General features: G+C 61.6%; 21 protein-coding genes, 1 pseudogene and 1 other annotated feature. Of the genes and pseudogenes, 8 read left to right on the top strand and 14 right to left on the bottom strand.

What is annotated here, in order from left to right; genetic code table 11:
- Positions 1-349: 349 nt before the first annotated feature.
- A pseudogene (locus tag LJ362_RS07060) lies at positions 350-667 on the bottom strand (VOC family protein); the annotation flags it as partial.
- An 85-nt stretch (positions 668-752) separates the two neighbouring features.
- On the opposite strand from LJ362_RS07060, the gene LJ362_RS07055 reads away from it, so the two are divergent.
- A protein-coding gene (locus tag LJ362_RS07055; protein WP_264801455.1) for an IS3 family transposase occupies positions 753-1,975 on the top strand; the annotation gives its coding sequence in 2 pieces (ribosomal slippage) (positions 753-1,032 and positions 1,032-1,975; 1,224 coding nt in all).
- Positions 1,022-1,154: a sequence feature (AL1L pseudoknot), on the top strand. It overlaps the preceding gene by 133 nt.
- A gap of 405 nt (positions 1,976-2,380) precedes the next feature.
- Here LJ362_RS07055 and LJ362_RS07050 read toward each other — a convergent pair.
- The 4 genes from LJ362_RS07050 to LJ362_RS07035 are packed head-to-tail and all read right to left on the bottom strand — an operon-like array spanning position 2,381 to position 4,512.
- Positions 2,381-2,917, bottom strand: coding sequence for a hypothetical protein (locus tag LJ362_RS07050; protein WP_264801454.1), 537 nt, complete (start codon positions 2,915-2,917; stop codon positions 2,381-2,383).
- The gene (locus LJ362_RS07045; protein WP_264801453.1) at positions 2,889-3,731 is read right to left on the bottom strand and encodes an SAR2788 family putative toxin; all 843 of its coding nucleotides are present in this window, start codon (positions 3,729-3,731) and stop codon (positions 2,889-2,891) included. Before LJ362_RS07045 ends, LJ362_RS07050 begins: the two co-directional genes overlap by 29 nt.
- Complete coding sequence (locus LJ362_RS07040; RefSeq protein ID WP_264801452.1) at positions 3,716-4,318, bottom strand: S8 family serine peptidase; 603 nt, start codon at positions 4,316-4,318, stop codon at positions 3,716-3,718. Before LJ362_RS07040 ends, LJ362_RS07045 begins: the two co-directional genes overlap by 16 nt.
- A gap of 17 nt (positions 4,319-4,335) precedes the next feature.
- Entirely contained in the window at positions 4,336-4,512 is a 177-nt protein-coding gene (locus tag LJ362_RS07035) for a hypothetical protein (protein WP_264801451.1), read from the bottom strand.
- A 376-nt stretch (positions 4,513-4,888) separates the two neighbouring features.
- Here LJ362_RS07035 and LJ362_RS07030 point away from each other — a divergent pair, with 376 nt between their 5' ends.
- From LJ362_RS07030 to LJ362_RS07020, 3 genes are all read left to right on the top strand, one after another.
- On the top strand, positions 4,889-5,503 hold the full coding sequence (locus tag LJ362_RS07030) for a recombinase family protein (RefSeq protein ID WP_264801449.1): 615 nt from the start codon (positions 4,889-4,891) through the stop codon (positions 5,501-5,503).
- 696 nt (positions 5,504-6,199) lie between these two features.
- The gene (locus LJ362_RS07025; RefSeq protein WP_264801447.1) at positions 6,200-8,164 is read left to right on the top strand and encodes a bifunctional copper resistance protein CopD/cytochrome c oxidase assembly protein; all 1,965 of its coding nucleotides are present in this window, start codon (positions 6,200-6,202) and stop codon (positions 8,162-8,164) included.
- Between the two features lie 20 nt (positions 8,165-8,184).
- The gene (locus LJ362_RS07020) at positions 8,185-8,568 is read left to right on the top strand and encodes a recombinase family protein (RefSeq protein ID WP_264801446.1); all 384 of its coding nucleotides are present in this window, start codon (positions 8,185-8,187) and stop codon (positions 8,566-8,568) included.
- A gap of 52 nt (positions 8,569-8,620) precedes the next feature.
- On the opposite strand, the gene LJ362_RS07015 is transcribed toward LJ362_RS07020, so the two are convergent.
- From LJ362_RS07015 to LJ362_RS17080, 4 genes are read right to left on the bottom strand one after another with little or no spacing between them, the layout of a single operon-like run.
- Positions 8,621-9,622 (bottom strand): hypothetical protein, encoded by a 1,002-nt coding sequence (locus LJ362_RS07015; protein WP_264801445.1) that lies wholly within the window; start codon positions 9,620-9,622, stop codon positions 8,621-8,623.
- The gene (locus LJ362_RS07010) at positions 9,619-10,332 is read right to left on the bottom strand and encodes an ATP-binding cassette domain-containing protein (protein ID WP_264801443.1); all 714 of its coding nucleotides are present in this window, start codon (positions 10,330-10,332) and stop codon (positions 9,619-9,621) included. The genes LJ362_RS07015 and LJ362_RS07010 overlap by 4 nt, the downstream gene beginning before the upstream one ends.
- 1 nt (position 10,333) lies before the next feature.
- Entirely contained in the window at positions 10,334-10,873 is a 540-nt protein-coding gene (locus tag LJ362_RS07005) for a hypothetical protein (protein WP_264801441.1), read from the bottom strand.
- 27 nt (positions 10,874-10,900) lie between these two features.
- Positions 10,901-11,146 (bottom strand): integrase core domain-containing protein, encoded by a 246-nt coding sequence (locus LJ362_RS17080; RefSeq protein ID WP_413774245.1) that lies wholly within the window; start codon positions 11,144-11,146, stop codon positions 10,901-10,903.
- A 209-nt stretch (positions 11,147-11,355) separates the two neighbouring features.
- On the opposite strand from LJ362_RS17080, the gene LJ362_RS06995 reads away from it, so the two are divergent.
- Positions 11,356-12,591, top strand: a complete 1,236-nt coding sequence (locus LJ362_RS06995) for a threonine/serine ThrE exporter family protein (RefSeq protein ID WP_264801440.1) — start codon at positions 11,356-11,358, stop codon at positions 12,589-12,591.
- Between the two features lie 308 nt (positions 12,592-12,899).
- Here LJ362_RS06995 and LJ362_RS06990 read toward each other — a convergent pair whose 3' ends face one another.
- Both LJ362_RS06990 and LJ362_RS06985 read right to left on the bottom strand, forming a co-directional pair.
- Positions 12,900-15,920: a UPF0182 family protein gene (locus LJ362_RS06990; RefSeq protein WP_264801439.1), complete on the bottom strand. Its 3,021-nt coding sequence runs from the start codon at positions 15,918-15,920 to the stop codon at positions 12,900-12,902.
- Entirely contained in the window at positions 15,920-17,059 is a 1,140-nt protein-coding gene (locus LJ362_RS06985) for a PDZ domain-containing protein (RefSeq protein WP_264801437.1), read from the bottom strand. The genes LJ362_RS06990 and LJ362_RS06985 overlap by 1 nt, the downstream gene beginning before the upstream one ends.
- A gap of 171 nt (positions 17,060-17,230) precedes the next feature.
- Here LJ362_RS06985 and LJ362_RS06980 point away from each other — a divergent pair, with 171 nt between their 5' ends.
- Positions 17,231-18,667: a zinc-dependent metalloprotease gene (locus LJ362_RS06980; RefSeq protein ID WP_264801436.1), complete on the top strand. Its 1,437-nt coding sequence runs from the start codon at positions 17,231-17,233 to the stop codon at positions 18,665-18,667.
- Positions 18,668-19,222: an NUDIX hydrolase gene (locus LJ362_RS06975; RefSeq protein ID WP_101544964.1), complete on the top strand. Its 555-nt coding sequence runs from the start codon at positions 18,668-18,670 to the stop codon at positions 19,220-19,222. It begins immediately after the preceding gene.
- On the opposite strand, the gene LJ362_RS06970 is transcribed toward LJ362_RS06975, so the two are convergent.
- Positions 19,206-19,757 carry a M48 family metallopeptidase gene (locus LJ362_RS06970; RefSeq protein ID WP_264801434.1) on the bottom strand — a complete coding sequence of 184 codons (552 nt, stop codon included), beginning with the start codon at positions 19,755-19,757 and terminating at the stop codon, positions 19,206-19,208. The genes LJ362_RS06975 and LJ362_RS06970 overlap by 17 nt on opposite strands.
- Positions 19,758-20,327: 570 nt before the next feature.
- Between LJ362_RS06970 and LJ362_RS06965 the strand changes: the two genes are divergently transcribed.
- Positions 20,328-21,230: a hypothetical protein gene (locus LJ362_RS06965; RefSeq protein WP_264801432.1), complete on the top strand. Its 903-nt coding sequence runs from the start codon at positions 20,328-20,330 to the stop codon at positions 21,228-21,230.
- On the opposite strand, the gene LJ362_RS06960 is transcribed toward LJ362_RS06965, so the two are convergent.
- Both LJ362_RS06960 and nudC read right to left on the bottom strand, forming a co-directional pair.
- Entirely contained in the window at positions 21,207-23,246 is a 2,040-nt protein-coding gene (locus tag LJ362_RS06960; RefSeq protein WP_264801431.1) for an ATP-dependent DNA helicase UvrD2, read from the bottom strand. The two genes, LJ362_RS06965 and LJ362_RS06960, sit on opposite strands and share 24 nt — an antisense overlap.
- On the bottom strand, positions 23,243-24,220 hold the full coding sequence (gene nudC / locus LJ362_RS06955; RefSeq protein WP_264801430.1) for an NAD(+) diphosphatase: 978 nt from the start codon (positions 24,218-24,220) through the stop codon (positions 23,243-23,245). The genes LJ362_RS06960 and nudC overlap by 4 nt, the downstream gene beginning before the upstream one ends.
- Positions 24,221-24,330 lie beyond the last annotated feature (110 nt).

The raw sequence follows: 24,330 nt of genomic DNA, 5'->3' as shown, positions 1-24,330 counted from the left end.
GTTCCTTCCGATTTGTTTATATGAGGGGCGAGCAGATACCGGCACGGCTTCAACTCAAGGCCGGCCACTCAACACCGAGCGGGCTTGCACTCTCTAGCTGGCTGGTAGCTGTTCACTGTGAGCATATGCATGCCGACCGACCGGACACATCACCTAAAAGTATGAAATCGACAGTCTGATTTTTGTCTAGCGGGTATCCCCGCTCACCGAATCCGTCCAAGAATTGGGTTCAGCGGCGAACGGAACTGTCGAAGATTCCACCAGCTTGACACACGAAGGCGGCTAGCTTGTCAGAAATTTGGACGGGGTTACCCGGCTATCGAGTCAAGCGGTGGCTGAGTAGGCAAAACTCGTTGCCTTCCGGGTCGGACAGTACCTGCCAAGACTCTTCACCTGTCTGGCCAACTTCGGCTGGTCGGGCGCCAACGCAAGTAGTCGTTCCAGCTCGGCGTCCTGGTCGCGATCCACCGGGTTGACGTCGATGTGTAGGCGTAAGGGTGCCGTCTTCAGTTCGTCTACGGGGGTAAAGACGATAGTGGGAGTGGGGGCCGCCAAAACCCGATTCAGGCCCGATTTCGATGATATCGCCGTCCCGACTCAGCTCAACATAACCAAGCACTTCGCACCAGAAATGAGATAGAGCCCCGGGATCGTGGCAGTTCAGCACAAGTTCGGAAAAACAGCAGCTTGATTCGTCCTTGGTTTGATGGAGGGTGTGCGGTTACCCAAGAAAGGACTACCCTCAACTCATCATGCCTACCTCGAAATATCCACCAGAAGTACGTGAGAGAGCCACTCGACTGGCTCTCGAGGCCCGCGCCGACCCAGAGACTCGAAACGGTGCCATCGCCCGCATTGCCGAGCAGACCGGTGTGAACAAGGAAGCCCTGCGCAACTGGGTCAAGAAAGCCGAAGCAGCCAACCTGCCCGTCGAGACCGAGGACGTCCAGGCACGGATCCGGCGGCTGGAGAAGGAGAACCGGGAGCTGCGGAAGTCCAACGACATCCTCCGATCAGCGACCGCGTTTTTCGGCAAGGCGGAGTTCGACCGCCTACAGAAGTAATCGTCGCCTTCATCGACGAGAACAAGCACAGGTGGGGAATCGAACCGATCTGTCAGGTCCTGCGCCAGGACCTGGGCCTGAGCATCGCCCCATCAACGTACTACGCCTTCAAGACCCGTCCGGTCAGCGCTCGAGCCCAGCGAGATGCGGTGCTCAAAGAAAGGATCATGGCTATCCACACTCACCGCCGCAACAAGGTCTACGGCATCCGCAAGATCCACGCCGAACTCACAAGGACCTACGGCCCCGTGGCCCGGTGCACGGTCGAGAGATTGTGCAATGAGTTGGGCATCCGGGGTGTTGTGAGAGGGAAGTTCCCGCGGACGACGAAGCCCGGTCCCGAGACGAAACGACCGGCTGACCTCGTCAAACGTAACTTCACCGCTGCGGAGCCGAACCGTCTCTGGGTCGCGGATCTGACCTACGTTCCCACTGAGGCCGGCTTCGTTTACGTCGCGTTCGTCCTCGACGTATTCTCTCGAATGATCATCGGCTGGCAGACCTCGACGCGAATGTATACCGATCTGGCTCTCGATGCTTTGAATATGGGCATATGGGGCCGTAAACGTGCAGGTCACGACGTTGTAGGGCTGACCCACCACTCGGACAGAGGGGTGCAGTATCGGGCTCTGCGCTACACCCAGGCACTGGCTGAGGCCGAGGCAGTGGCGTCGGTGGGATCGATCGGCGATAGTTACGACAATGCCATGGCCGAAGCGCTGAACTCGTTATACAAATACGAACTCGTCTTCACCGACGGCCCCTGGTCCGGTCGCAACGATCTCGAGGCCGCGACGGCTGAGTGGGTGCATTGGTTCAACACCGAACGGTTGCATTCGATGCTTGACTATCAGACTCCCGCCGAGATCGAAGCAGCCCACTACACGAGCCTGCAGACTTCGGCGGCCTAATAACTGAACGAACGTTCAGCCTCCAGAAAACCCGGGACTTGACAGCTCATGAATCAAATCTAGATACGGGTTGTTCATCTGACAACCCGTAGGGCTCCACTTCGTTGGGTAAGCCAACCTAGAGTGGGAACAACTGTGCGATTTACTTCGGGTGCTGCAAATCCAGCCAGCATGTCTATCGGGTATACCCTCTTACCGAATCTGTCTATGGTCTGAGCCACGGTTCGAACAAAACCGTCAAGGACGACACCGCCTTGACGCTGGGAACTGGCCCTCTCTATCTACGACGCCGGTTTCAGTAGCTGTCTGCGCAAAACCTCAAGACCCACACGCGCAGAGGCGAGGCCACACTATGGGTGGCCTCGCCTCTGGGCTGGAGCGCCCCGCCACAGGTGCCGAATCCGGCTATCCCTCGGATTCTTCCTCAGCGTCGGCCTGGGACTGCAACTCAACAAGTTCATCCGCACGCCGACTCAGCTCGCCTGCAACCTCAGCCAGTGGTCCTCGTGCCAGCTCGACGAGCTTCATCGCGTAACGCCTATTAAAACTCGTATCAGGACTGTTCGCGTCGCCCTCTGCGTATGTGAGGGTGTCCGCAATCTCGTCAAGACTCGACGCCGCGAGCCGGAGCATCCGCTCCCAGCTACGATCTTGGGCGTGTGGCAGCCACACCAGACCTAGGGAATAGAGCCCATCGAGTCTTTCCGCTGCAACGAACCTTTCAACTGTTGATAAACGATCCAGCCATGCGCTGATGAACGTGTCGCACAGCTCGGAATGATCAAACTGCAGATCGGGCTTGTTATTGTACAAGGTCTCGGCCACGTCAGTGATCGACATGCGCTCGGCGAGAGCCAATGCCTGCGTTAAATCATCGTCCTTCGACTCCAGTATCGCTGCGGCCAGCTTCTTCCTACTTGAGAGGGTATCCCCACCATCCATTACTAATCTGACCTCCCTTCTTCGCATAGGTCACCACAATGTACTTCCCCTTATAGGGCATGGCCGCTTGGCGGCCTGATCCCTTTTTGTATGTTGAGTGTTTGCCGTTGGCCATCGCGCGGGACATGAGATTCGCGATCTTCCCCCGCGACGTGGCACCAATCTTGTCCCAGTTGTGCTTCTTCGCCCGGATATGCTTCCACTTGTTCGCGTTCTGCTTCAACAAGTACTTCGACGCAGCCTGCTTGATCTTCGACTTCCCTATTTGCTTGATCGCTGCTTTAATCCCGACACGGGCGAGGAGGCCAAGAACCCACAGAATCGGGAATGCCTGCGCATTCACCTGGGCAGAAGAAACCTCAATGGTTTCTCCGGACTGAGCATCTTCGAGAGTTGCGGCGAAGGCTTCATCACCCAAATAGGTGAAATCACGGACGAGTAGTTCGCTTTCAATGTCTTCACCATCGACGACTGCTTCAACCGACACGGACTGGATCAGCTCATCAAGAGGAGCATCGGAATCCGTGGCGACATCCACACGCGAATCAATACCTTCAGCCTCAACCGAGGTGGAGACTGTGCCACCGACCGCGTCGACGTCTACAGACGTATCTAGGTTGTCGCCACCCTCATCAAGCGACTCAACACCTGAGGTCGCCTCATCAGGATCAACAGAGACACTATGTGTGCTGACGCTTGGTACTTCGGTTGGCTCGTCGGCCGCGACCGGTGAAATATTCGCCGTCGACAGCCCCACCGCTAACGCGGTCACCGCTGCAACAGCAGCGACGCTCTTCCTTAAAGAGACTTGCATTCCCTCGGGTCCTTTCCTTGTGCTTCAATGGCTTCTTTTATCGCTTGATCGACAGGAGTATTCCTGCGGGTCTGATCAAGAGTATGTGGAGCAATCAATGGCCAGCACGCGGCAACCTTTCCCGCAGCAATCGCTGTTGCAGGAGACGTCCCTGAATAAGACTGGGTCCCACCTCCCGGTCTCTCAACGTGGATTTCCTCACCGGCAGCTAGGAGATTCGCTGCTCGAGTGTTCGTGAATCTCAGGCGGTGGCCTGACTTGTTCAGTGCCCCCACTGAGATCACTTCCTCATATTGGGCTGGGTATGAGGCGAAGTCTCCTATACCGTTCCCGGCAGCGGAAAAGATGGTCGCGCCATCGTTTTGAGCTTGACGGACCGCTTCCTTCAGCTCTGGCGCGTCCATTTCGGTCCCGAGCGCGGCGACGATCATATCCACATCTTGTTGCGTCGCAGTCGTGATCCCAGTCGCCAAGTCTTCAACTTCCCCGACACCAGAAACATCAAGAGCCGGGACATCGACGATCTCGATCGCCGGAGATCGTGTAGATGGTTTTACTGAAGCACTTTCAACCATGATCGCGGCCATGGCTGACCCGTGTTCGCTCACTCTCGACGGGCGCCCGGCACCGAACGAACCTCGATCTTCGCCTTATTCAATGCTGGGTAGGTGGGGTCAATTCCTCCATCGATGATTGCGACCCGAAACTTCGAAACAGTTTCTACTGCCGTGAAAACGATCACAGTGGCGGCCATGGCGAAAACGATGACGACGGCTGCCACCAGGGCACACTGGACCCACCGGCGGGGATAAACGGGGGCCGGGGCCATCCGGGAGTTTTCTCGCATGGTCTCGCAGTCTGTGAAAAAGGGTGGGGACGATCTTTCATGGGGATAAGCCGTCCTTAAACCTAACAATCCCTGAGTTGGCTTCCGGGGTCGCTCGTGTGAAAGCAATCAAACCGTTACCAGCCGCAGGTCCGGTCATACAATGTGCGAGCCGCGGGGGCCTCGCGCAAAAGCATCAAATTTCGAGCGAACTTCGGCCCAGCAGGCCGAGTGAGTGCGATCATGTCAATCGGGTATACCCCATTGACATTCGAGATCTCGGCCGGAAGAATGCTGTCAAACGGGTTGCGATTCCAGTGATTGGACACATATGCCTACCGACTCCGAGAACCCCTCAGACGCCCTGTTCGGACAGACCCTCGGCTACGTTCGAGTCAGCAGCGCCGACCAGAACCCCGGCCGGCAGTACGAGACCATCGGTTGGTGCGATAAGACGTTCGAGGACAAGCTCAGCGGGAAATCCCGCGCCAATCGCGCCGGCCTGAACAAACTCATCGACTACGCACGCGAGGGCGACCATATCCGCGTGGCCTCGCTGGATCGCCTCGGCCGAGACACCCGCGATCTCTACTCACTCGTCGACACACTGACCGGGAAGGGCTGCACGGTCACCTTCGTCTCGGAGAACATCACCGTCTCCAAGGACGGCAGCTCCCCCATGCAGGAACTCTTCCTCACGTTCCTGTCGGGCATGGCCCAGTTCGAGCGCGCACGAATCCTCGAACGCCAGCGGGAAGGGATCGAGCTGGCGAAGGCTCAGGGCGTCTATCAGCGCAAGCTCACGGACGAGGATGTGCAAGCCTGCCGAGCGATGATCGACACGGGGATCTCGGTGGCCGAAGTCGCCCGTCGTTACGAGATCTCTCGGCAGACTCTCTACAACGCACTCAAAGGAGCAGGGGCCTACTCCCCCGCCGACCGGTAGTAAGTGGACATAATAAAGTAGCAGCGACCACGCTCTTCAGGCGTGTGACCACCGCCACCCAATAATTGGGCTCTAGAGCTGTTCTATGCAGTGTGAAGTGTGGAGGGAGCCGCCGACTTCCGTGACATACCGATCTTCTTGATCCCAAGCGTGTAAATCAGTGCCCATGCAATCCCGGCAGGTGCCGCTATGGCGAACGTCAGACCCGAGAGGTACATGGTTGGGAACGGCCAACGAGGACCGGGTCCGTCTAGCGTTGATACGTTGAGCTCGAAAATGGTGCCAAATACGTACAGGTATGCGTAGACGGCCAAGAACACTGCGGCGGCAAGGCCGGCGATCGCTAGGGGCGCGAATGCGATAAGGGCACCACGGAGTTTCATCACAACACCTTCTTTCATTCACGATCTGATTGATGGTACCAGCCGCATTTGATGTCAGAACGGCGCTTGAGAGACGCGCGCCCTGTAGGGGTGAGTAATAGAGGCAGACCGCGTACGCTCACACTCCGCCCCCCAAGAGGCTTGATGATGCGCGCGAGATGCAGCCGGGAGATAGGCTGATTCCATGAACGAAATAGCGCCGCCGGCGGCCACAAAACAAGGCTCCCGGACGCTCGTGGCCCTCCCCTCACGAGTCGCCTACCTGGTGATTCCAGTCCTAGTTCTTACTGGAATTGCCGCCGGGGCCACCGCTTTGTTCTTCACTGGCGCTGCCGAGACGACGAAGCTTGCGGATCCCGGCCCGTTCGTGAAGTTCGGCCTGCCGGCCGCGAAGTTCATCTTCAACCTCGCGATGTCGCTGACTCTCGGCGCCCTGATGTTCGCACTCCTCATCCTGCCCCGTACCCAGAGTCGCGGCGGTCGGCGCAAGTCCACGGACGGGGCATCGGAACCGCCCCTTGAGCCGCTGTGGGAGAAGTCTCTGAAGATCGCCGAGGTGTCCTCGGTCGTGTGGACGATCTCCGCGGTGGCCGTGCTCGTCTTCTCCTTCGTCGACACCGTCGGCGCCCAGGCCTATCTCGACTTCTCCAACCAGCTGGGCGTGTTCCTCACTCAGATCGCCTACGGACAGCTGTGGGTGCTCATCGTCGTGCTCATCGCCGTGGCTTCGACCCTGTGCTTCGGGACGTGGTCCTTCCTCGGCATCGCCGCGGCCGGTGTACTCGGCGTCGGCGTGATGATCCCGCTGGCGCTGATGGGTCACTCCGCCGAAGCCTCGGGGCACACTCAGGCCGTCAACAGCCTCGGCCTCCACCTCCTCGGCGTGACCATCTGGCTCGGCGGCCTCTTCGTCATCGCCCTGCTCGGCACCCGGCTTGCCCGTTCGTCCCACCTGCGGACGGTGGTCGAACGCTACTCGAACTTCGCCCTCGTCTCCTTCGGGCTCGTCGCCTTCTCCGGCGTCGTCAACTCGCTGCTGCGCGTGCACAGCCTCGACGACTGGATGACCTCCTACGGACAGGTCATCATCGCCAAGGCCTTCGCGACCGTTCTGCTCGGCCTCATCGGCTTCTGGCATCGGCAGTTCGTCATCCGACGTCTGGGAGAAGCCGCCTCGGCGGCCCGGGAATTCTGGCGGCTCATCCTCGTCGAATTCGTCATCTTCGGTGCGACCATGGGGTTGGCCGTCGCTCTGGCTCGCGCCCAGCCGCCGGTGTCACAGGAACCGGTCGGAGATCCCACTCCCGCCGAGACCCTCACCGGCGACCCGCTGCCCCCGGCGCCCAACTTCGCCCGATACTTCACCGAATGGTCGATCGATCCCCTGTGGATCGCGGTCGCCGCCGGTGCCTCCATCGCCTACATCTACGCCTTCGTCCAACTCCGCCGCCGAGGCGATTCCTGGCCGGTGCTGCGCCTGATCAGCTGGCTGGTCGGCATGGTCCTGCTCGTCTACGTTACCTCGGGCGGGGTGCGAGTGTACGGGGAGGTGCAGTTCTCCGGACACATGATCCAGCACATGCTCCTAGTCATGGTCGCGCCCCTGCCGATGGTCCTCGGCGCACCGATCACGATGCTCATGCGCGGAACCGCGGCGCGCACGGACGGGTCGAGGGGCATCCGCGAATGGGTGCTGTGGCTCGTCCACACCCCCTATCTGCGGTTCTTCGCGAACCCGATCGTCGCCAGCGTGAACTTCGCCGGTTCGCTCATCATCTTCTACTACTCAGGCATCATGCAGTACGCGCTCGAGACGCACATCGGCCACGAGCTGATGATCATGCACTTCCTCGGCGCCGGATATCTGTTCGGACAGGTGCTCATCGGCATCGACCCCGGGGTCAAACGACCGGCCTATCCGATGCGGCTGCTCATGCTGCTCATCACCATGGCATTCCACGCCTTCTTCGGAATCTCGATCATGAGCTCGAACGTCCTCATCGAAGGCGACTGGTTCGGCAGCATCGGCGCCGATTGGGGCTACACCGCGATCGAGGACCAGCAGCTTGGCGGAGGCGTCGCGTGGGGAATCGGTGAGATCCCGACCCTCTTCATCGCCATCATGGTCGCCGTGCAGTGGTCGAAGTCCTCCGACCGTGAGGCCAAGCGTATCGATCGTCGGGAGGCTCGCAGCGACGACGCGGAGCTGCGCGCCTACAACGATATGCTCGCCTCGATGGCAGACCGCGACGCGCAGACCCATCGGCAAGGTAGATAGCACTACAAGTAATTAGGGCCATGCCCTATCGCTACGAGAGCCGAGTTAAGGTTAACAAGCTCCCTTGGCTCACCGGGAAGGATTGCGCGGTCACCTTCGTCTCGGAGAACATCACCGTCTCCAAGGACGGCAGCTCCCCCATGCAGGAACTTTTCCTCACGTTCCTGTCGGGCATGGCCCAGTTCGAGCGCGCACGGATCCTCGAACGGCAGCGGGAAGGGATCGAGCTGGCGAAGGCTCAGGGCGTCTATCAGCGCAAGCTCACAGACGAGGATGTGCAAGCCTGCCGCGCGATGGTCGACATGGGGATCTCGGTGGCCGAGGTCGCGCGACGTTACGAGGTCTCTCGGCAAACTCTCTACAACGCGCTCAAGGGAGCAGGGGCCTATTCTCCCGATTCCTGAGGAGCTGAGCGTCTCAATTCTTTGACAGCGAACGAGATGTCGGCAGTTGATTTTATGCGAAGCGTTTTTTGACAAGATCGCTGACGCGGACCCGGCTGATGATCAGTACTCCGGACAGCGAAGCCGCTGCGGTGAGCACGGTTGTGCTGATGATTGGGACTGCAAGAACTCGCCCCGCGATTGTGATATCCATGCCAGGTATCCAAGGGAGTGCTGCGATGCACAATAGTGCGGCCGCGCCAGTGCTGAGCACCCCTCTCAGTCCTAGCCGTGACCACCATGCTCGCGTGAGGGAGTAGCCGTGTAATCGTTGCACCCCGAGTGCCGCGGCGTCGCGAGCTAGCGCACCGGTCGTAGCCACAATGACCAGCGCGGCGAGGGTTCCAGAAAGCGCTAGAAGGGGTGTTGTCGACAACGGTTGGGCATCCACTGCATCGTCAGTGTCTTCAACGAACGTGGCAGGGGTGGTCAATGCTGCATCTGGATCTGTTTCGAGGATCTCTTCATTTACTTGCCTGCTGATCGATTCAAGGAAGCCCTCGAAATCTCTGCGATTACCGGTTTCGGCTTTGTAGACACCAATCGCTGGGAGGTTCGCGAACATGTCTTCTAACGGGCGGAATGTGAGGTCGTAGCTATTCGCGAGGCTCTGCGGAGTCTCCTTCGTAGCGCCGGGTTTCGTCGACAGCACTGTCCCTGTCGTCTGCGTTTCGGAGTTGGTCAGCGTGTTTGCGCCTGTGAGGCGTGCGCGGTTAAAGATCTTCGTTGGGTGGTTGAGTCGAATGTAGTAGGTGAGGTCGAGGCCGTTTCCGTCTGACTGGCGAACGGTTCTTCTTACAAGATTGACATTATTCTCATCCGCCGCGGTAGTGAGAATTCGTTCTGTCGCCGAGGGATCCTGGACGGGTACATCGCGGGGCCACATGAAGACCGTCATATCTTGAGTAAGACCCTCAGTGGCGGTTTCCTGCGCACGCTTGATTTCGGTGGTCAGTCCAAGAGCTGCCGTGATGATGAAGGTGAGGAAGAGGGTGATCGCGACGAAGTTTCTCACGAAGGTGCGTCCTCGCGGCCTGCGTCTTGGTTTGATGTTCGTTTGGGTTTACTCAGGGAGGCGACTTCTACGGTTCTGGTACAGACTTCAGCTACCCGATGGTCATGCGTTGCGAGGAGGATGGTCCGTCCGTCGGCGCTCATTTCCCTCAGGAGTTTGACGATTTCATCGCGGTTGTTTTCATCGAGTGATCCGGTGGGTTCGTCGGCGAGGACGAGTTCGCATGGTTTCAGCCAAAGGCGCGCGATGGCCACTCTCTGCTGTTCTCCTCCGGAGAGAGAGTAGACGCGGCGATCTTCGTACCCAGGCAAACCCACGCGCTCGAGAATACGGGCGATCTGCTTTGTGTGATCGCTGCGGTCGGAAGAGTAGGTCAAAGCGACTTTCAGGTTTTCGCGAACCGTTGCGGAGTCAATGAGAGCGAAGTTTTGGAACAGGTATCCGAGGCGATGGCGCAAGAACAGAGTGGCATCTCGCGAGCGGGGCCGTGGTGCTGTGGTGCCGAAAAGTCGAACTTCGCCCGCATCGGGAGAGTCGAGGAGTCCAGCGAGGTTGAGGATTGTCGACTTCCCAGATCCGCTGGGCCCAGTGAATGCGACCATATCCCCGGGGCTGACAGAAAAACTAGCGTGACTGAGTACCGTTCGCCCGGTGTAGGTTTTTTCGACGTTATCGAAAACGACAGGGTCTACTTCTTTATGGTTGGGCATATCAGATTTCCTTGAGGCGGAGAGCGGGATGGCGGCGATCGAAGACCATGACGACAGCTATGGCTATGACTGTTTCCATGAGCACAACGGGGCCGGTGACAGCAAGCAGAGTTGGCCATTCATCGAGAAGCACCAGAGGATGGAAATACTCTGGGATTGCCACATGGCCTCCGAGAACATAGAAAGTGGTGGCTGCCACCATGGCGGCAGGGATGAGGATCAACCAGGACATTGCTAGTCCTGCGAAGACCTCCCCGAAGCTTTTGAGCCTGGAGTAGCCGTGGAGCCTGCGGATAGCTGAGTGCACACGCCATCGTTCATAGGCGACCACAACAGCCACGATGCTCAAGACCACGGTCAGGACTCCTGCCACAACTGAGGCAGTGATCAACCAACGTGCATCTTCAGATGAGCGGGAGAACTGCTCGTTGATTGCATCGGCCGGGTAAACGAGAGCAGTGAAGTTGTCATCGAGCTTGTACTTCTCGAACAGGGGCAACAGCTCTTGGTAGACCTTCTCAGGGTCTCCATCGACTCTCACTGGATCGCCCCGAGTTCAGTGGAGAGCTCATAACGGTACGCCAGCCACCTCTGACCGGCTGGCTTCAGTGTAGTAGTGTTCGTCGAGCTGCGCTGGAGCGAGGTCCTTGCAGTACGAATGTGGGCGGGTGTTGTTATACCAATGCACCCACTCCAAAGTCGCGAATTCCACAGCATCACGACCAGTCCACGGACCTTCGCGCCACACCACCTCTTTCTTAAATAGTTTGTTTAACGCTTCGGCTGCGGCATTATCATAAGAATCACCCGTCAGCCGACCGAGGTTTATTCAGATTCGCGTAGTCGCTCTGTGTAAGCAATGGAAACATATTGGCTTCCCGTCTGATGGTGAATAATTGGCCGGTATTCCTGGTTTTCGTTCCTTCCCATAACGCGCTCGAGAGCATCCAGCGCCAAATCGGTCCGCTAAGAGGCTGGTATCTTCTACTTCGTCGGCCGATCTGCAGACGAGAGGGATTGGGAGTGCACGAGGCAAGCGAAAAGACCGTCCCTGCGCAGGAGCTGCTGGTGACGATCGGGACGGGGCTGCTCGCCGGTGGGATCTCCTCGGTCGATGTCGAAGACGCACTGACCGGACTGGCACCTGCCGTCGGCCTGAAGTCGATCAATGTCGCAGCTCTTCCCAAGGGCCTGTTCCTCACCATCGGCCCCGGCAGTCCCACCCGGTTCGAACGCATCGGCCCTGACCTGCGGTTCGACCAGACGGCGAAGCTGCTCGACATCGTCGATGCCGTGCGGTCGCGTCGGCTCGGCATCGACGCCGCTCGCCGCATGATCGAGGCCGAGGTCTACGGCACTCCCCCGCGCTGGCCCGGATGGGTGACCTGCCTCGGCGCGGTGCCCGTCGGCGTCGGGCTGTGCCTGCTGCTCGAACCGGGACTGGTCAACCTCGCCTTCGCCGCTCTCGGTTCGCTCATCGTCGCAGGTGTGCTCGCCGTCAACGCCCGGCACCCCAGCCTCGGACCGCTGCTGCCGGTCGCCTCGGCGTTCATCGTCGCGGTGCTCATCCTCGTCGGCTTCCGCCTTGACTGGCTGGACAGTCCCCTGCGCACGAGCGTCGCCACCCTGGCGCTGCTACTGCCTGGCAGCGCTGTGGTCACCGGACTGACCGAGATCTCCGCCGGCGCCCTCTCGGCAGGCAGTTCCCGGCTCGTCTCGGCCACCGTCCAGTTGGCGATGTTCATCGCCGGAGTCGCCGGTGCCTCCGTCGTCACTGGCACCGGCGCCGAGGCGCTTGCGAACTCCCAGCTCACCGCCTCGACATGGTGGCTGTCCGCCCTGGGCGTGGCCGCCGCGACGCTGGGCCTCATCATCTATCTGCACACTCCGCTCGAGCACACGGTGCCGATCGTCCTCACTATCGCTGCGGCCGCACTGGCACAACTGGGCATCGGTGCCGAATTCGGTGCGGCCATCGGCGGCCTGGCCGGCGCTTTGACCGCATCGGTGGTGGCCGTCGTGCTCTCGCGTCTGCCGAAAGGCCCGATCTGGCGGATCAGCTTCGTGCCCGCGTTCCTCGTCGTCGCTCCCGGGTCGTTCGGGCTCCTCAACGCTTCGCAGATCGAATTCGGAGACGGCACTGGGGTTGCCGGCAGCATGCTGGCGGCTGCGACCACGTTCTTCACCATCGCCATCGGCACGGTCATCGGCGCCGCCATCGCCCACGCGGTCGAGCCCAAGGATGAAATCGTCGCCTGAGACACCCCTAGAGCTACCTGACGGCGGCTCAGCTACCTCGCGCGAGGTTGCTGAGCCGCCGTCAGGTAGCAATTAGCCGGATTGGCGGAGCGGCTTGCCTTTCGTGTCCCGGCAGAAGCCGAGCCTCAGGTGGGCCGCGCCGCGAACGATGTCTGTACCTTGCGTTCGGAGCAAAGGGCGCGAATGCCGAGTCTCGAATACTCCAACGAGAACGACGAACGCCCCTGGGATGTCCCAGGGGCGTTCGTCGCGGAAAGCCCGAACTCGGTCGGCACGGCCTCACAGCGCCGTACCGGTTCGCTTCAGACTCAGTTGCCCGAGTCGCCGCCTTCGTCAGCCGGCTCAGAGGCGGGAGCGGAGGAATCCTGGCCCGCCGCGTCCTCTGCCAGCGACGGGTCAGCCGCGACGGCATCCTCGAGCGCCTTCTTCAGACGGTCCTGAGCCTTTCCGTACTCCGCGAAATCGCCGTCCTTCAGCGCGGCATCGGAATCCTCCATGGCCTTCTTCGCCTCCTGCAGAGCATCGTTGAGAGCCTTGTCCGGCGAGCCGGACTTCGAATCCGCGTCCTCTCCGCCGGAGGTCGATCCCGATTCGCCGTCTCCGCTGTCCTCGGTTCCGGCGTCGCCGGCCGAGGCTCCGGAGTCTCCGCCGAACACCTGGTCGAGCGCCTCGTCGAGGGTCGGAGCGAACCCGATGTCCTCACCGAAGGCCACGAGCACGTGCTGCAGCAGCGGATAGGAGGTCTCACCGGCGGACCGGACATAGACCGGCTGGACGTACAGCAGACCGCCGCCGATCGGCAGAGTCAGCAGGTTGCCGTTCTCGACTTCGGACTCACCCTGACGCAGCAGGTTCAGACTGCGCTGCACATCGGGTGCGGTATTGAAGTTGTTCTGAGCCTGACCAGGTCCGGGCACAGTGGTGTTGCGCGGAAGCTGCAGCAGCCGCAGCTTGCCGTAGCCCTCGGCTGTCTCGCCCTTCTGATTGCCGGCATCGGCATCGGCAGAGAGGAACCCGGTGAGGTTGTTTCTCGACTGCCCCTCGGACGACCGAGCCGGGATATACGAGCTCGTCAGCGAGAACGACGGCGACTGCTGGCCCGGCATCTGCAGGGTCATGTAGAACGGCGGCTGCGTCAGTCCGCTGCTCGCCTTCGTCGTCGGATCGGTCGGCAGGGTCCAGAAGTCCTGACCGGAGTAGAACTCACTGGCGGAGGTGACATGGTACTTGGTGAGCAGGTCGCGCTGGACCTTGAACATGTCCTCCGGGTACCGGACGTGGCTCATCAGGTCACCGGACATCTCCGAGGACGACTTGATGAGTCCGGGGAACACCTTCATCCAAGTCTTCAGGACCGGATCGTCCTTGTCCCACTGGTACATGTCGACAGAACCGTCGTAGGCATCGACGGTGATCTTCACCGAGTTCCTGATGTAGTTGACCTCATCGTCCGGCAGAGTCGCCACCGAATTCGGAGCCGACGCCGTGGTTGAATCCTCGGTGGCCTGCTGGAGCGGCTGCGGTGTCGAATACGGGTAGTCCTCGGCAGTGGTGTAGCCGTCGAGGATCCACTTGATCTTCCCGTCCACGACGGCCGGGTACGGATCGCCGTCGACCTTGAGGAAGGGGGCGAGCTTCTCCACACGCTCACGCGGGTGCCGATCGTAGAGGATCTGGGACTCGTCGTTCAGCGCGTCCGAGAGAAGGATCTGCTCGTCCTGGAACTTCAGGGCGTAGGCGAGACGGTTGAAGACATTGCCCACCGACGGTCCGCCGTCACCGGAGAAGGTGCTGTTGACCTGACCGGAGCCGCTCTTCTCATCGGAGGGATAGTCGAGCTCACGCGGAGTCGCACCCTTCGGTGCGCCGACGATCGAGTAGTCCGGAGATGACTCTCCGAAGTACACACGCGGTTCGTATTCGGGGAACTCGCCCTTCGGCGGAATATCCGACTCCATGAACAGCGGCTCGCCGTCCGGGTTGCGCTGGTTGCCGTTGGCTGCGACCACACCGAATCCGTGAGTGTAGACGATCGCCCGGTTGAACCAGCTCTGGTTGTTCACCGAACTCGGGGCGAGTTCACGCACCGAGATGACAGTGTCGCGCATGTCCCCGTCGATGTTGTAGCGATCGACGTCGAGCTTCTGCGGGAACGAGTAGTACGGTCGAACCTGCTGCAGCTGCCGGAAGGTATCCGAGACGAGGTTCGGATCCAGGAGGCGGATCGACGCCGCGGTCTCTGCGTCCTTGCGCAGGTCGCCCTCCTTGCCAGTGGTGCTCGGCGAATACGGAGTCACCTCGATGTCATCGAAGTCGAACGCATCGCGCGTGGCGTCGATGTTGTGCTGGATGTAATCGGATTCCTTGCTCTGCTGCGACGGATTGACCTGGAACTGCTGGAGCAGGGCCGGGTACGCGATGATCGAAACGCCGCCGAGCACGATGAGGGTGAGCGTGGCGATGATCGAGATCCGCCAGTTGCCCTTCCACGCGGTATAGACGAACAGCAGTGCGACCAGGACGGCGGCGATGGCAACGATCGCCATGGCCGGCAGGGCGGCATGATCATCGACGTAGGTGACGCCGGGGACGATCCCGCCGGCAGCGGTCATCCGATCGTAGCGGGAGAGCCACAGCCGGCCAGCCTGAACGATGACGAGAACCGCCACGGTGATGCCCAGCTGCCACTGAGCGGCCTTCGTCAGGATGACGCCCTTCTGCTCGCCCGGACGGATTCCGCCGAAGAGATAATGGGCGACGAGGGCGGCGATGAGCGCCAGAAGCAGAGCCATGCCCAGCTGGTTGCCGATGAGGCGCAGGCCAGGTAGCACGAAGACGAAGAACGACTTGTCGAGACCGAACTGAGGATCCTTCGAGCCGAAGGACGTCGAGTTGATCCATTCGAGGATCGTGTTCCAATTCGCCGAGGCGGTGATGCCGGCGAGGACACCCATGACCGCGGGAATCGCGATCGTCGCGACCCGACGCAGAGGCTCGATGGCCTCACGATAACGGTCGAGGTTCTCCTGTCGCGGAGTCGTCGGCGCGTAGACCGGACGATGGCGGTAGGCCAGATGGAGACTCAGCCAGACCGGAACGGCCATGAGAATGAATCCGCCGAGGAATGTCAGTCCCCGGGTGAGCCACATGGTCCGGAAGACGTTCGCTGCGTCGATCTGGCGGAACCACAGCACCTCGGTGTAGACCTGGGTGAAGGCGATGAAGGCGATCAGCAGGATCGCCACAGACACGAGGGTGAGCAGCAGCGGCGAACGTCTTGGCCGATTCGCCGGCATGCGTGCGGAGGTGGGTGAGGACGAGGTGCTCACTACTGCCCTTTCTCATTGTTGTCGGCGCCATCGGCGGGACATTTCGGCAGGTCCGAAGTGTTGCCGGCGGCGTATTGCTCCACGGTGGTCTGCGCGTCATCGAGCGTGTCGATGCGCGCCACCGTGATCTTGGATTGGTCTGCGGCGGCCATGACCTCCGCACAGTTGTCGGCGGGCGAGAGGAACAGCGTCGCTCCCTTCTCGGTGGCGGCGGCCACTTTCTGGCGAGCACCGCCGATCGGGCCGACCGTTCCGTCAGGTGTGATCTCTCCCGTGCCCGCCACATGCTTGCCGCCTGTCATCGCACCGGGAGTGAGTTCATCGATGATGGCCAGAGCAAACATCGTCCCGGCTGAAGGACCGCCGACGCCGTCGACGTTGAACTTCACGTCGACGGGGAACTCGAAGTCCTGCTTCATCGTGATGCCGATTGCCTTGCGGTCGTCGACCTTCGCGGGAGTCAGCGAGATCGTCTTCGATTTCCCGTTGCGTTCGATGCCGAGCTCGACGGAGTCAGTCCCCTGGACTGTCCTGCTCATGATCTGCGCGGCCTGGGGATCGGAATCGAGCTTCTTGCCGTTGACGGACATGAGTCGGTCTCCCTTGCGCAGCTTGCCCTGAGCCGGAGCATCGGCAACGACGTCATCGACCGACAGATGCACGGAGTACGACTTGTCCATCTGGCCCATGGCGGCGGCGATGGCGACATCCTGGCTCGAGGACATCTCGACCGCATTCGATTCGGTCACGTCCTCGCGAGTGGTGTCCAGCGGGTAGTACGCCTCAGTGGGGACGACGGTCTGTTCGCCGTTGATGAGGGCGCCGAGTGCCTGAGAGGCAAAGATGTCGCGACCGGGTCCGCCGCTGACGGCGACGGTGAGCATGTCGATGCGGCCTGCAGTCGGATAGGTCTTGGCTCCGGATACGCTGATCATGGGGTCGCCCTGGTAGTCGCCGAGGGTGTTGAAAACCGGTCCCGGCAGCTGAAGCATGTACGGAACCGGCAGAAGCACGGCCAGCGCGATGAAGACGTAGGTGAGAACGCCCGAGGTCGTGGCCAGACGTGGAGTCCGTCGTCGTTTGGTGCCGCGTGTCGGTGCCGGTGAGTCCGGCACGGCCCGAGGGGCATTCTCTGTCATGTAATCCTTTCGCTGCACCGCCCCACCAGTCTAGTTGAAACCTCAGCGTCCGTTTCACAGACTCCTTTCGCCCGGTGCGAACATCCTGCGAAACCTCCCTGAATTGGGAAGCTTCGCACATTCGGAACCGTTAACGTTGATGTCAAACCGATTCTTGGGGGCTGTAGAACAATGACCGATGACAACAACAACGAGCAGAATCCGTTCGAGCAGATCTTCGGAATGCTCTTCGGTGCCAATGGTCCCGGATCCGGTCAGGGAGACGACAAGACCAGTTCGGGCATGCCGCAGGGCTTCTCGATCGATCCGGCGATGATGTCCACGATTATGAATCAGATGCAGGGGCTCTTCGGACAGGGTGCCGATTCGCAGTCCCAGGCAGTGTCGATCGCTCAGAAGGCCGTTCCGACTCCCGACCCCTCTGTGTCCGAGGACGCCGAGCGGGCGACGACCGATGCGTTCCGTCTGGCGGAGCTCTGGCTCGCCGAGGCCACCGAACTCTCCGGCGCCAACCGCTCCGCCCGTCCGCTGCGCCGAGCCGACTGGGTAAAGGAGACGATGCCCGGCTGGCAGAAGTTCGTGCTCCCCATCAAGGAGAACATGTCCTCGGCCCTGACGGACACGCTCGAGTCCCAGGTCCCGGCCGAGATGAAGGGCATTCTCGCAGGGGCATCATCGATGTTCGGATCGATGAGCGATTCGATGTTCGCCATGCAGATCGGACAGGCCGTCGGCGCGCTGTCCGAAAGCGTCCTCACCGGCACCGAGGTGGGACTCCCGCTGCTCCCCCATGACACTGCCGTAATCATCGAGAAGAACGTCGAGACGTTCGCTTCCGAGATCGACGTCGACGTCTCCGAGGTCCGCATCTACCTCGCGGCTCAGGAACTCGCCCACCTCGCTCTGTTCGAGCGCGCCCCGTGGCTGAGCGCCCAGGTCGAGACTGCCCTGACTCGTTATGCGCAGGGGCTGAAGGTCGACACCTCGCAGATCGAGGACATGGCATCGAACATCGATCCGTCGAACATCTCCGACCTCAGCGACAATATCCGCCAGGGACTGTTCAACCCGCCGACGACCGACGATCAGAAGAAGGCGCTGACGTCATTGGAGAACCTCCTCGCCGTCATCGCCGGGTGGGTCGACGTTGTCGTCTATGAGGCGTGCAAGCATCTGCCCGGTCGCGATCAGGTCCGCGAAGCACTTCGCCGTCGGCGGGCAACCGCGGGACCGGCGGAGAAGACCTTCTCAACCCTTGTGGGCCTCGAGTTCAACCCCCGTCGTCTCCGAGATGCTGCCGCGCTCTTCGCGTACCTGGAGACGCAGGGCGGCGCCGAAGCCCGCGATCGCGTGTTCTCCCATCCGGATCTGCTGCCGACCACGCAGGACCTGGACGACCCGCTGGGCTATTCCGAGCGACGTCAGGCCGAATGGACCAATGAATCGAGCATCGATGAGGCCCTGTCACGCATCCTCGCCGAGGGCCTCGAGGGAGCCGGCGGCAGCGAAGCGAAATCAGAATCCGAGGAAACGGATCGCAACGACACTGCGCCGACCGACGACAGCAGCCCCGACGACGACAGCTCGGACGATCGCGACGATCGCTGAATGATCGATCTCGAAACCGCCCGGCAGGAAGTCGAGCGCGGACCGCGGAACTCATTCTCCGAATCCTTCGCGGAGCTCTTCAACCGACAGGGCGTCGATTCCCTGCACCGCTCCGGGGGTGAGCACCACCTCACAGCCAGCTGTCTGGTCATCGATCCGGTCACCGAGGCCGTTCTCCTCAACCACCACCGGAAGGCCGGCCTGTGGGGTCAGTTCGGCGGACACCTCGAATCTGCCGACGCCTCGCTCCATGATGCCGCTCGCAGAGAGGCCGAAGAGGAAAGCGGTCTGCGCCCGCTCACGCGAGTCACTGCAGATCCCATCGACTTGCATGTGCATGACCTCTCGGCCGCATTCGGGACCTGCACCCGACACTTCGACGTCGTCTTCGCAGCCCAGGCTTCGACTGACGATTCGCCGAATGTTTCGGACGAGTCCTTCGACGTCGCATGGTTTCCTCTGGACCGACTGCCCGATGACCTCATGCCCGACCTGCCGGACCGGCTGCCGGGCCTATTTCGCTCCGCTGTGTCAGCGCTCAGCTCCCGCGCCTGAATCGCTCCCCGTCGCTGAATCCTTCGAGGTAGAGTCTTGCGTCGGACTGCCGCGGATGGCGATCGGCCAATGCATGGAATTCCTTCGAGTGCGGACCGATCTGGAGATGGACGAGTTCATGGACGACGACCGTCTCCAGCACCCAGCGCGGCACGGCGCGCAGGCGATGAGAAACGCGGATGTCACCCGTCGACGTCGTGGTTGACGCCCATCTGCTGACATTCTGGTTCGTCACCCAACGGATCGACGTCGGTCGCAGCCTGCCGCCGAAGAAGCGACTGCTCATCTCCTCAGCCAGCTCGGCGAGGTCGGCATCCGACGAATGGTCACGGGCGGAGAGGCGATTGAACAGATCAGTCAGCGAACGGATGTTGCGCTCCACGCTGTAGCGCTCAGGAGTGCGCAGCACGTAGGTCTCGACCTCTTTCGAGACGGCGACGGTCTTCTTCCGTCGTGCCGATCGGCGCACTTCGATCTCACCCCGGGCGATCGCCCGCAGCACCTCTTCTTCACTCCACCGCTGTGCTCTGCTCACCTGACCATCATAGGAAACCGCACTGACACGGTGACAGTGCCACTGGCACCGTGGCGGCGTCTCTGCAGCGGTTCTGCAGACGAACAGCCTTCGGAGTTTGTGAGTTTCCTGAGTCTGCCGAAAAGTTGGGGTCGGATCCCCCGTCCACAGCCGCCTCGGTGATCGCAGTCCCCACAGAACGGGAGCTGATCCGACCCGGGAGCGTGTTTATCAACAATCATATCGACACTCAAGGCGCCTTTCCTCCACAGACTCCACGGCGATTCCCACAGGTTATCCACAGGCTGTTGACGTGTCTGTGCATGACGGTGCATTGACGCGGAGGCTTTTGCGGAATAAGTTCTATGCTTGACCCCGGAAAACCCGAGGATGCGTGCGGAAGGGGAAGCCGCACGAGTCCTCGCGAGCGCCTGGGGCACTATGCGGCTGAGGGCATGTCGGGACGCGTTCCCGGCCTGTCCTCAGCCGTTTTTCCACAGGGTTGTCCACAACTACTCTCCCGACGTGGCCATTCCGTCTCTCGTTCACTACTGTGGAAGTCTCCAGGATGGCGAGGCGAAGGGGCCCGAGATGTTCAGAATCTTTCCGAGTGTTCCCATCACATGGCGTTCGTCCTCATGCATCCAGTTCGGCGCAGATGATCCTGTGCTCATCGACGGGTTACTGCCCGGTGACGCCAGTCTCATCGAAGATCTCCGTCTCGGCATCGGCTCGGCTCAGTTCTATGCACGCGCTCAGGAACTCGCGGTCGACCTCAGCAGGGCGAGTTCCCTCATCACCCTCCTCGGGGAGGCGGATGTCCTCATTCCGGCCGATACGGACGGCGGCACCGTGCCGAAAGGGTCCCCGGTCTTCGCCTCGGCGCGCACATTCAATCTGTCGCCGGATCGGGTCTCTCAGGTCCTCGGGTCCCGGCCCGTGCTGGTCACGGGTCCTTTGCGCTCCCATGTCGAAGGGCAGCTGGCGGCTCTCGGATTCGCCGTCGCCGCGGCTCGCCGTGTCGAGGAGCTCGATCTCATGGCTTCACCGGTAGTAGTCACGAGTTCTCACCTGGTTCCGGATCTCAATTCCGCCATGTGGCTCAGTGATCGCGAAGTCGATCACTGTCAGGTCGTCCTCGGTGAGCAGTCGGTGGAGATCACGGGACTCATCCGGCCCGGTTCGACACCGTGCTCTGTGTGTTCCTGCCTGCACCGGAAGGACAGCGATGCCGGTTGGCTCGATCAGCATCCGCGTCTGCGTGCCCTGCCGGAGCGTGAGAGCCTGAGCGACCCCGCCGCACGCATCCTCGGCTCGGCGCACGTCGTTCAGATGCTTCGTCAGGCGCTGCTGCGCCCCGAAACACCATCGATGCGACGCGTGGTCACCTTGGATGCCGGCGAGGTGACGGATAGCGGAATGACGTTCCACGATCGCTGCCAGTGTCGCACGCCGGTCCCGGATTTCGGGTCAGTCGCCGAGCAGACCCAGTAGGTGAGTTCCGTAGAGTTCGAGCTTCGTCGCACCGATGCCGGGGACGCGAGCAAGTTCGTCGAGGGTGCGGGGACGGACCTCCGCGATGACAGACAGCGAGGTGTCCGTGAGCACGAGGTACGGCGGCAGTCCCTGCTCCATCCCAGTGCGCACCCGCCAGCGGCGCAGACGGTCCAGCAGCTCGAGATCGATGTCGGCGGGACAGTCCGCACATCGTCCGACTGCGCGGTCGATCTGCGAGACCAATGCCCTCCCGCAGCCGCGGCAGCGGTTGAGTGACGCGGAGTTCGACGCTGTGCGGCTGTCTCCCATCGTCGGTCCGGACTGACCGAGTTCGGCGAGGAAGCGTGATGACCTCCGCGGTTTCTGTTTGGAGTCGAACCGCGCCAGCGACCAGCTCATCCGCAGGTCAGTGCCTGCACGCGTCAGCGCCACATAGAACAGGCGGCGTTCCTCGGCGACGGCTCGGGGCGTCTGGGCGTAGCTGATGGGCAGCAGACCTTCGCTGAGACCAACCAGGTGCACGCTGTCCCACTCCAGGCCCTTCGCCGCGTGGAAGGACGCCAGAGTGACTCCTTCGATGTCCGGGGCGAACTGGTGCTCGGCACGATCCGACAGGTCGCTGAGGAAGACTTCCATCGGCACGGGGAGCTCCCGCCCGTGCTGGTGCTCCTCGGCGAGGTCGACGAGGGCTTTGAGCGATTCCCAACGCTGTCGGCCGGCTCCGGCAGCGGGCGGCTCTCGGGTGAATCCGAGAGAGCCGAGAACCTCTTTCACGGCTTCGGGCAGACGCTGTCCGCTCGAGGTCGCGCGTGCGGCTTTGAGCATGAGAACGGCCTCTTTGACCTCTTTGCGTGCGAAGAAGCGCTCTCCGCCGCGAAGCACATAGGGAATCCCGGCTGCGGCCAGCGCCTGTTCGTAGGAGGGACTCTGTCCGTTCGTGCGGAAGAGGACTGCGATGTTGCGCGGACGACGTCCGGCCTGGATCTCTGCCGAGATGGCCTGGACGACCCCGGTGGCCTCGGCCTCGTCGGTCGGATACTCCACCATGCGCGGCTGCCGGCCCATCGGGTTGTCGGTCCGCAGGGTCAGCGCGGTCCGAGAGGTGTGTCGCAGCAGATTGTTCGCCGTGGACACGATGGCCTGGGACGAACGGTAGTTGCGCACCAGGCGGATCGTTCTGGCCTCGGGCATCGACGTGCTGAGCGAACCGAGCAGGCTCGCATCGGCTCCCGCGAAGGTGTAGATGGTCTGAGCGGGATCACCGACGACGCAGAGATTGTCACGGGGGCCCAGCCACCGGGAGAGAACATCGTATTGGAGCGGCGAGACGTCTTGGAACTCGTCGACGACGAAATGCCTGTACTGTTCGCGGATCTCGGCCGCGATCGCCGGATACTCGGCGAGAACTCCCGAGAGTACGAGGAGCACATCATCGAAATCGAGCAGCCGTCCTCGTGTCTTCGCCTCCCCGTAGGCTTCGAAGATCCGCACCATATCGTCGACGCTCAGCTGTCCGGGCAGGTCCCTGGCCGCGGCCTTCGTCGCATAGTCGTCGACGCCGAGCAGGGAAGAGGCCGCGAACTCGATCTCCGAAGCGACGTCTCTGGTCAATTCTCGGCTGGTCTCCAACCCGAGGCTCTGCATGACCGAGCCGATGATGCCCGCCTTGTTCTCGATGATCCGCGGAAAGTCTCCTTCGGCGAACCGGTCCCAGAAGAACCGCAGCTGGCGCAGCGCCGCGGAGTGGAACGTGCGGGCTTGGACCGCGGGGACTCCGAGTCCGCGCAGTCGTGAGCGCATCTCCCCCGCTGCCTTGGCGGTGAATGTCAGCGCGAGGACATGGCTGGCGGGGAACACCTCGGACGCAATTCCGAAGGCGATCCGGTGCGTCATGGCGCGGGTCTTACCGGTGCCGGCGCCGGCGAGGACGATCACCGGTGAGTCGAAATGGGTGGCGACGGCGCGCTGTTCCTCGTCCAGGGCCTCGAGCAGGGCCGTGGCCGAAGCGTTCATGCGTTGTCCAACCAGCTGTACAGGAGCTGTCCGGCGATGGAGATCGTCGATGGAGCGCGCACCTCGCCGTTCGCAATGGCACCGCGCAGCTCCGCCCGGGTGAACCAGCGCAGCGAGGCGATCTCCGCCTCGTCGGCGGCGAAGTCGCGGCTGGGCGCGACGGCCGAGAAGCCGAGCATGAGCGAACAGGGAAACGGCCACGGCTGAGAGCCCAGATACCGCGGTTCGGTGACTTCGAGATGAGCTTCCTCCCAGATCTCGCGGATCACCGCGTGTTCGAGCGTCTCACCCGGTTCGACGAATCCGGCCAGGAGCGAATACCGGTCGGATTCCCAGGCGGCGTTGTTGCCCAACAGGACACGTTCGACTCCGTTCTCATCGGTGTTGACGATGACGACGATGACTGCCGGATCGGTGCGGGGAAAGTGTTCGCTTCCGGTCTGCGGATCGCGGCGGACCCATCCGCCCATGATCGGAGTGGTCGGTGTGCCGGTGCGCGGGGAGAACCGGTGTGCACGATGCCAGTTTCCCAAACCAACGATCTCGCAGGCCAGGGATACCTGCACATCGTCAAGGGCTTCGGCGAGATGACGCAGGGTCAGCCAGACGGGTTCGGAACTGTCGATCCCCTCTCCCGGAGCGGTCAGCAGATCGGTGGCGTCCCGGGCGCGCGAGGCGTCCAATCGGGAATCGACGAGGCTGCGACCGTCGTCGTCCAATGACACTCCGATATAGCGGGTGGCCTGTGGGTCTCGGCCGAGGTAGACCTCCGTCTGGCCCTCCGGCACCGCTTCGCGGTCGGTCAGGAAGAGCCCCCCGCCGGCGACGAGCAGCGATCCGCGATGTTCGAAGACAGCGAGTGCCCCTGAGGCCCAGATCTCGCTGAGATCTCCGTCGTGGCCCCGAGTCAGATGGTCCCGATCGATTCCGTGTCGGGCGAGGCTGATCGGCTGCACTGGAGGCAATGGCTTCATGCCCTCCACGATATCCCAGCGTCCTGACACTGAGACCCTGGCCGTGAATGCCTGACCGGACCCGAAAGTCCCCATGGCAGACACGCTCGACGGCGAGTCCCGTGTCTCAG

Source organism: Brevibacterium sp. JSBI002 (assembly GCF_026013965.1).
GTDB lineage: Bacteria > Actinomycetota > Actinomycetes > Actinomycetales > Brevibacteriaceae > Brevibacterium.
This window is presented reverse-complemented; position numbering and strand designations above follow the sequence as displayed.

Coding starts and splice junctions, on each gene's coding strand:
- LJ362_RS07050 (WP_264801454.1), bottom strand. CDS start 2,917: ATGGATGGTGGGGATACCCTCTCAAGTAGGAAGAAGCTGGCCGCAGCG.
- LJ362_RS07045 (WP_264801453.1), bottom strand. CDS start 3,731: ATGCAAGTCTCTTTAAGGAAGAGCGTCGCTGCTGTTGCAGCGGTGACC.
- LJ362_RS07040 (WP_264801452.1), bottom strand. CDS start 4,318: ATGGCCGCGATCATGGTTGAAAGTGCTTCAGTAAAACCATCTACACGA.
- LJ362_RS07030 (WP_264801449.1), top strand. CDS start 4,889: ATGCCTACCGACTCCGAGAACCCCTCAGACGCCCTGTTCGGACAGACC.
- LJ362_RS07020 (WP_264801446.1), top strand. CDS start 8,185: ATGCCCTATCGCTACGAGAGCCGAGTTAAGGTTAACAAGCTCCCTTGG.
- LJ362_RS07010 (WP_264801443.1), bottom strand. CDS start 10,332: ATGCCCAACCATAAAGAAGTAGACCCTGTCGTTTTCGATAACGTCGAA.
- LJ362_RS06985 (WP_264801437.1), bottom strand. CDS start 17,059: ATGACAGAGAATGCCCCTCGGGCCGTGCCGGACTCACCGGCACCGACA.
- LJ362_RS06980 (WP_264801436.1), top strand. CDS start 17,231: ATGACCGATGACAACAACAACGAGCAGAATCCGTTCGAGCAGATCTTC.
- LJ362_RS06975 (WP_101544964.1), top strand. CDS start 18,668: ATGATCGATCTCGAAACCGCCCGGCAGGAAGTCGAGCGCGGACCGCGG.
- LJ362_RS06965 (WP_264801432.1), top strand. CDS start 20,328: ATGTTCAGAATCTTTCCGAGTGTTCCCATCACATGGCGTTCGTCCTCA.
- LJ362_RS06960 (WP_264801431.1), bottom strand. CDS start 23,246: ATGAACGCTTCGGCCACGGCCCTGCTCGAGGCCCTGGACGAGGAACAG.
- nudC (WP_264801430.1), bottom strand. CDS start 24,220: ATGAAGCCATTGCCTCCAGTGCAGCCGATCAGCCTCGCCCGACACGGA.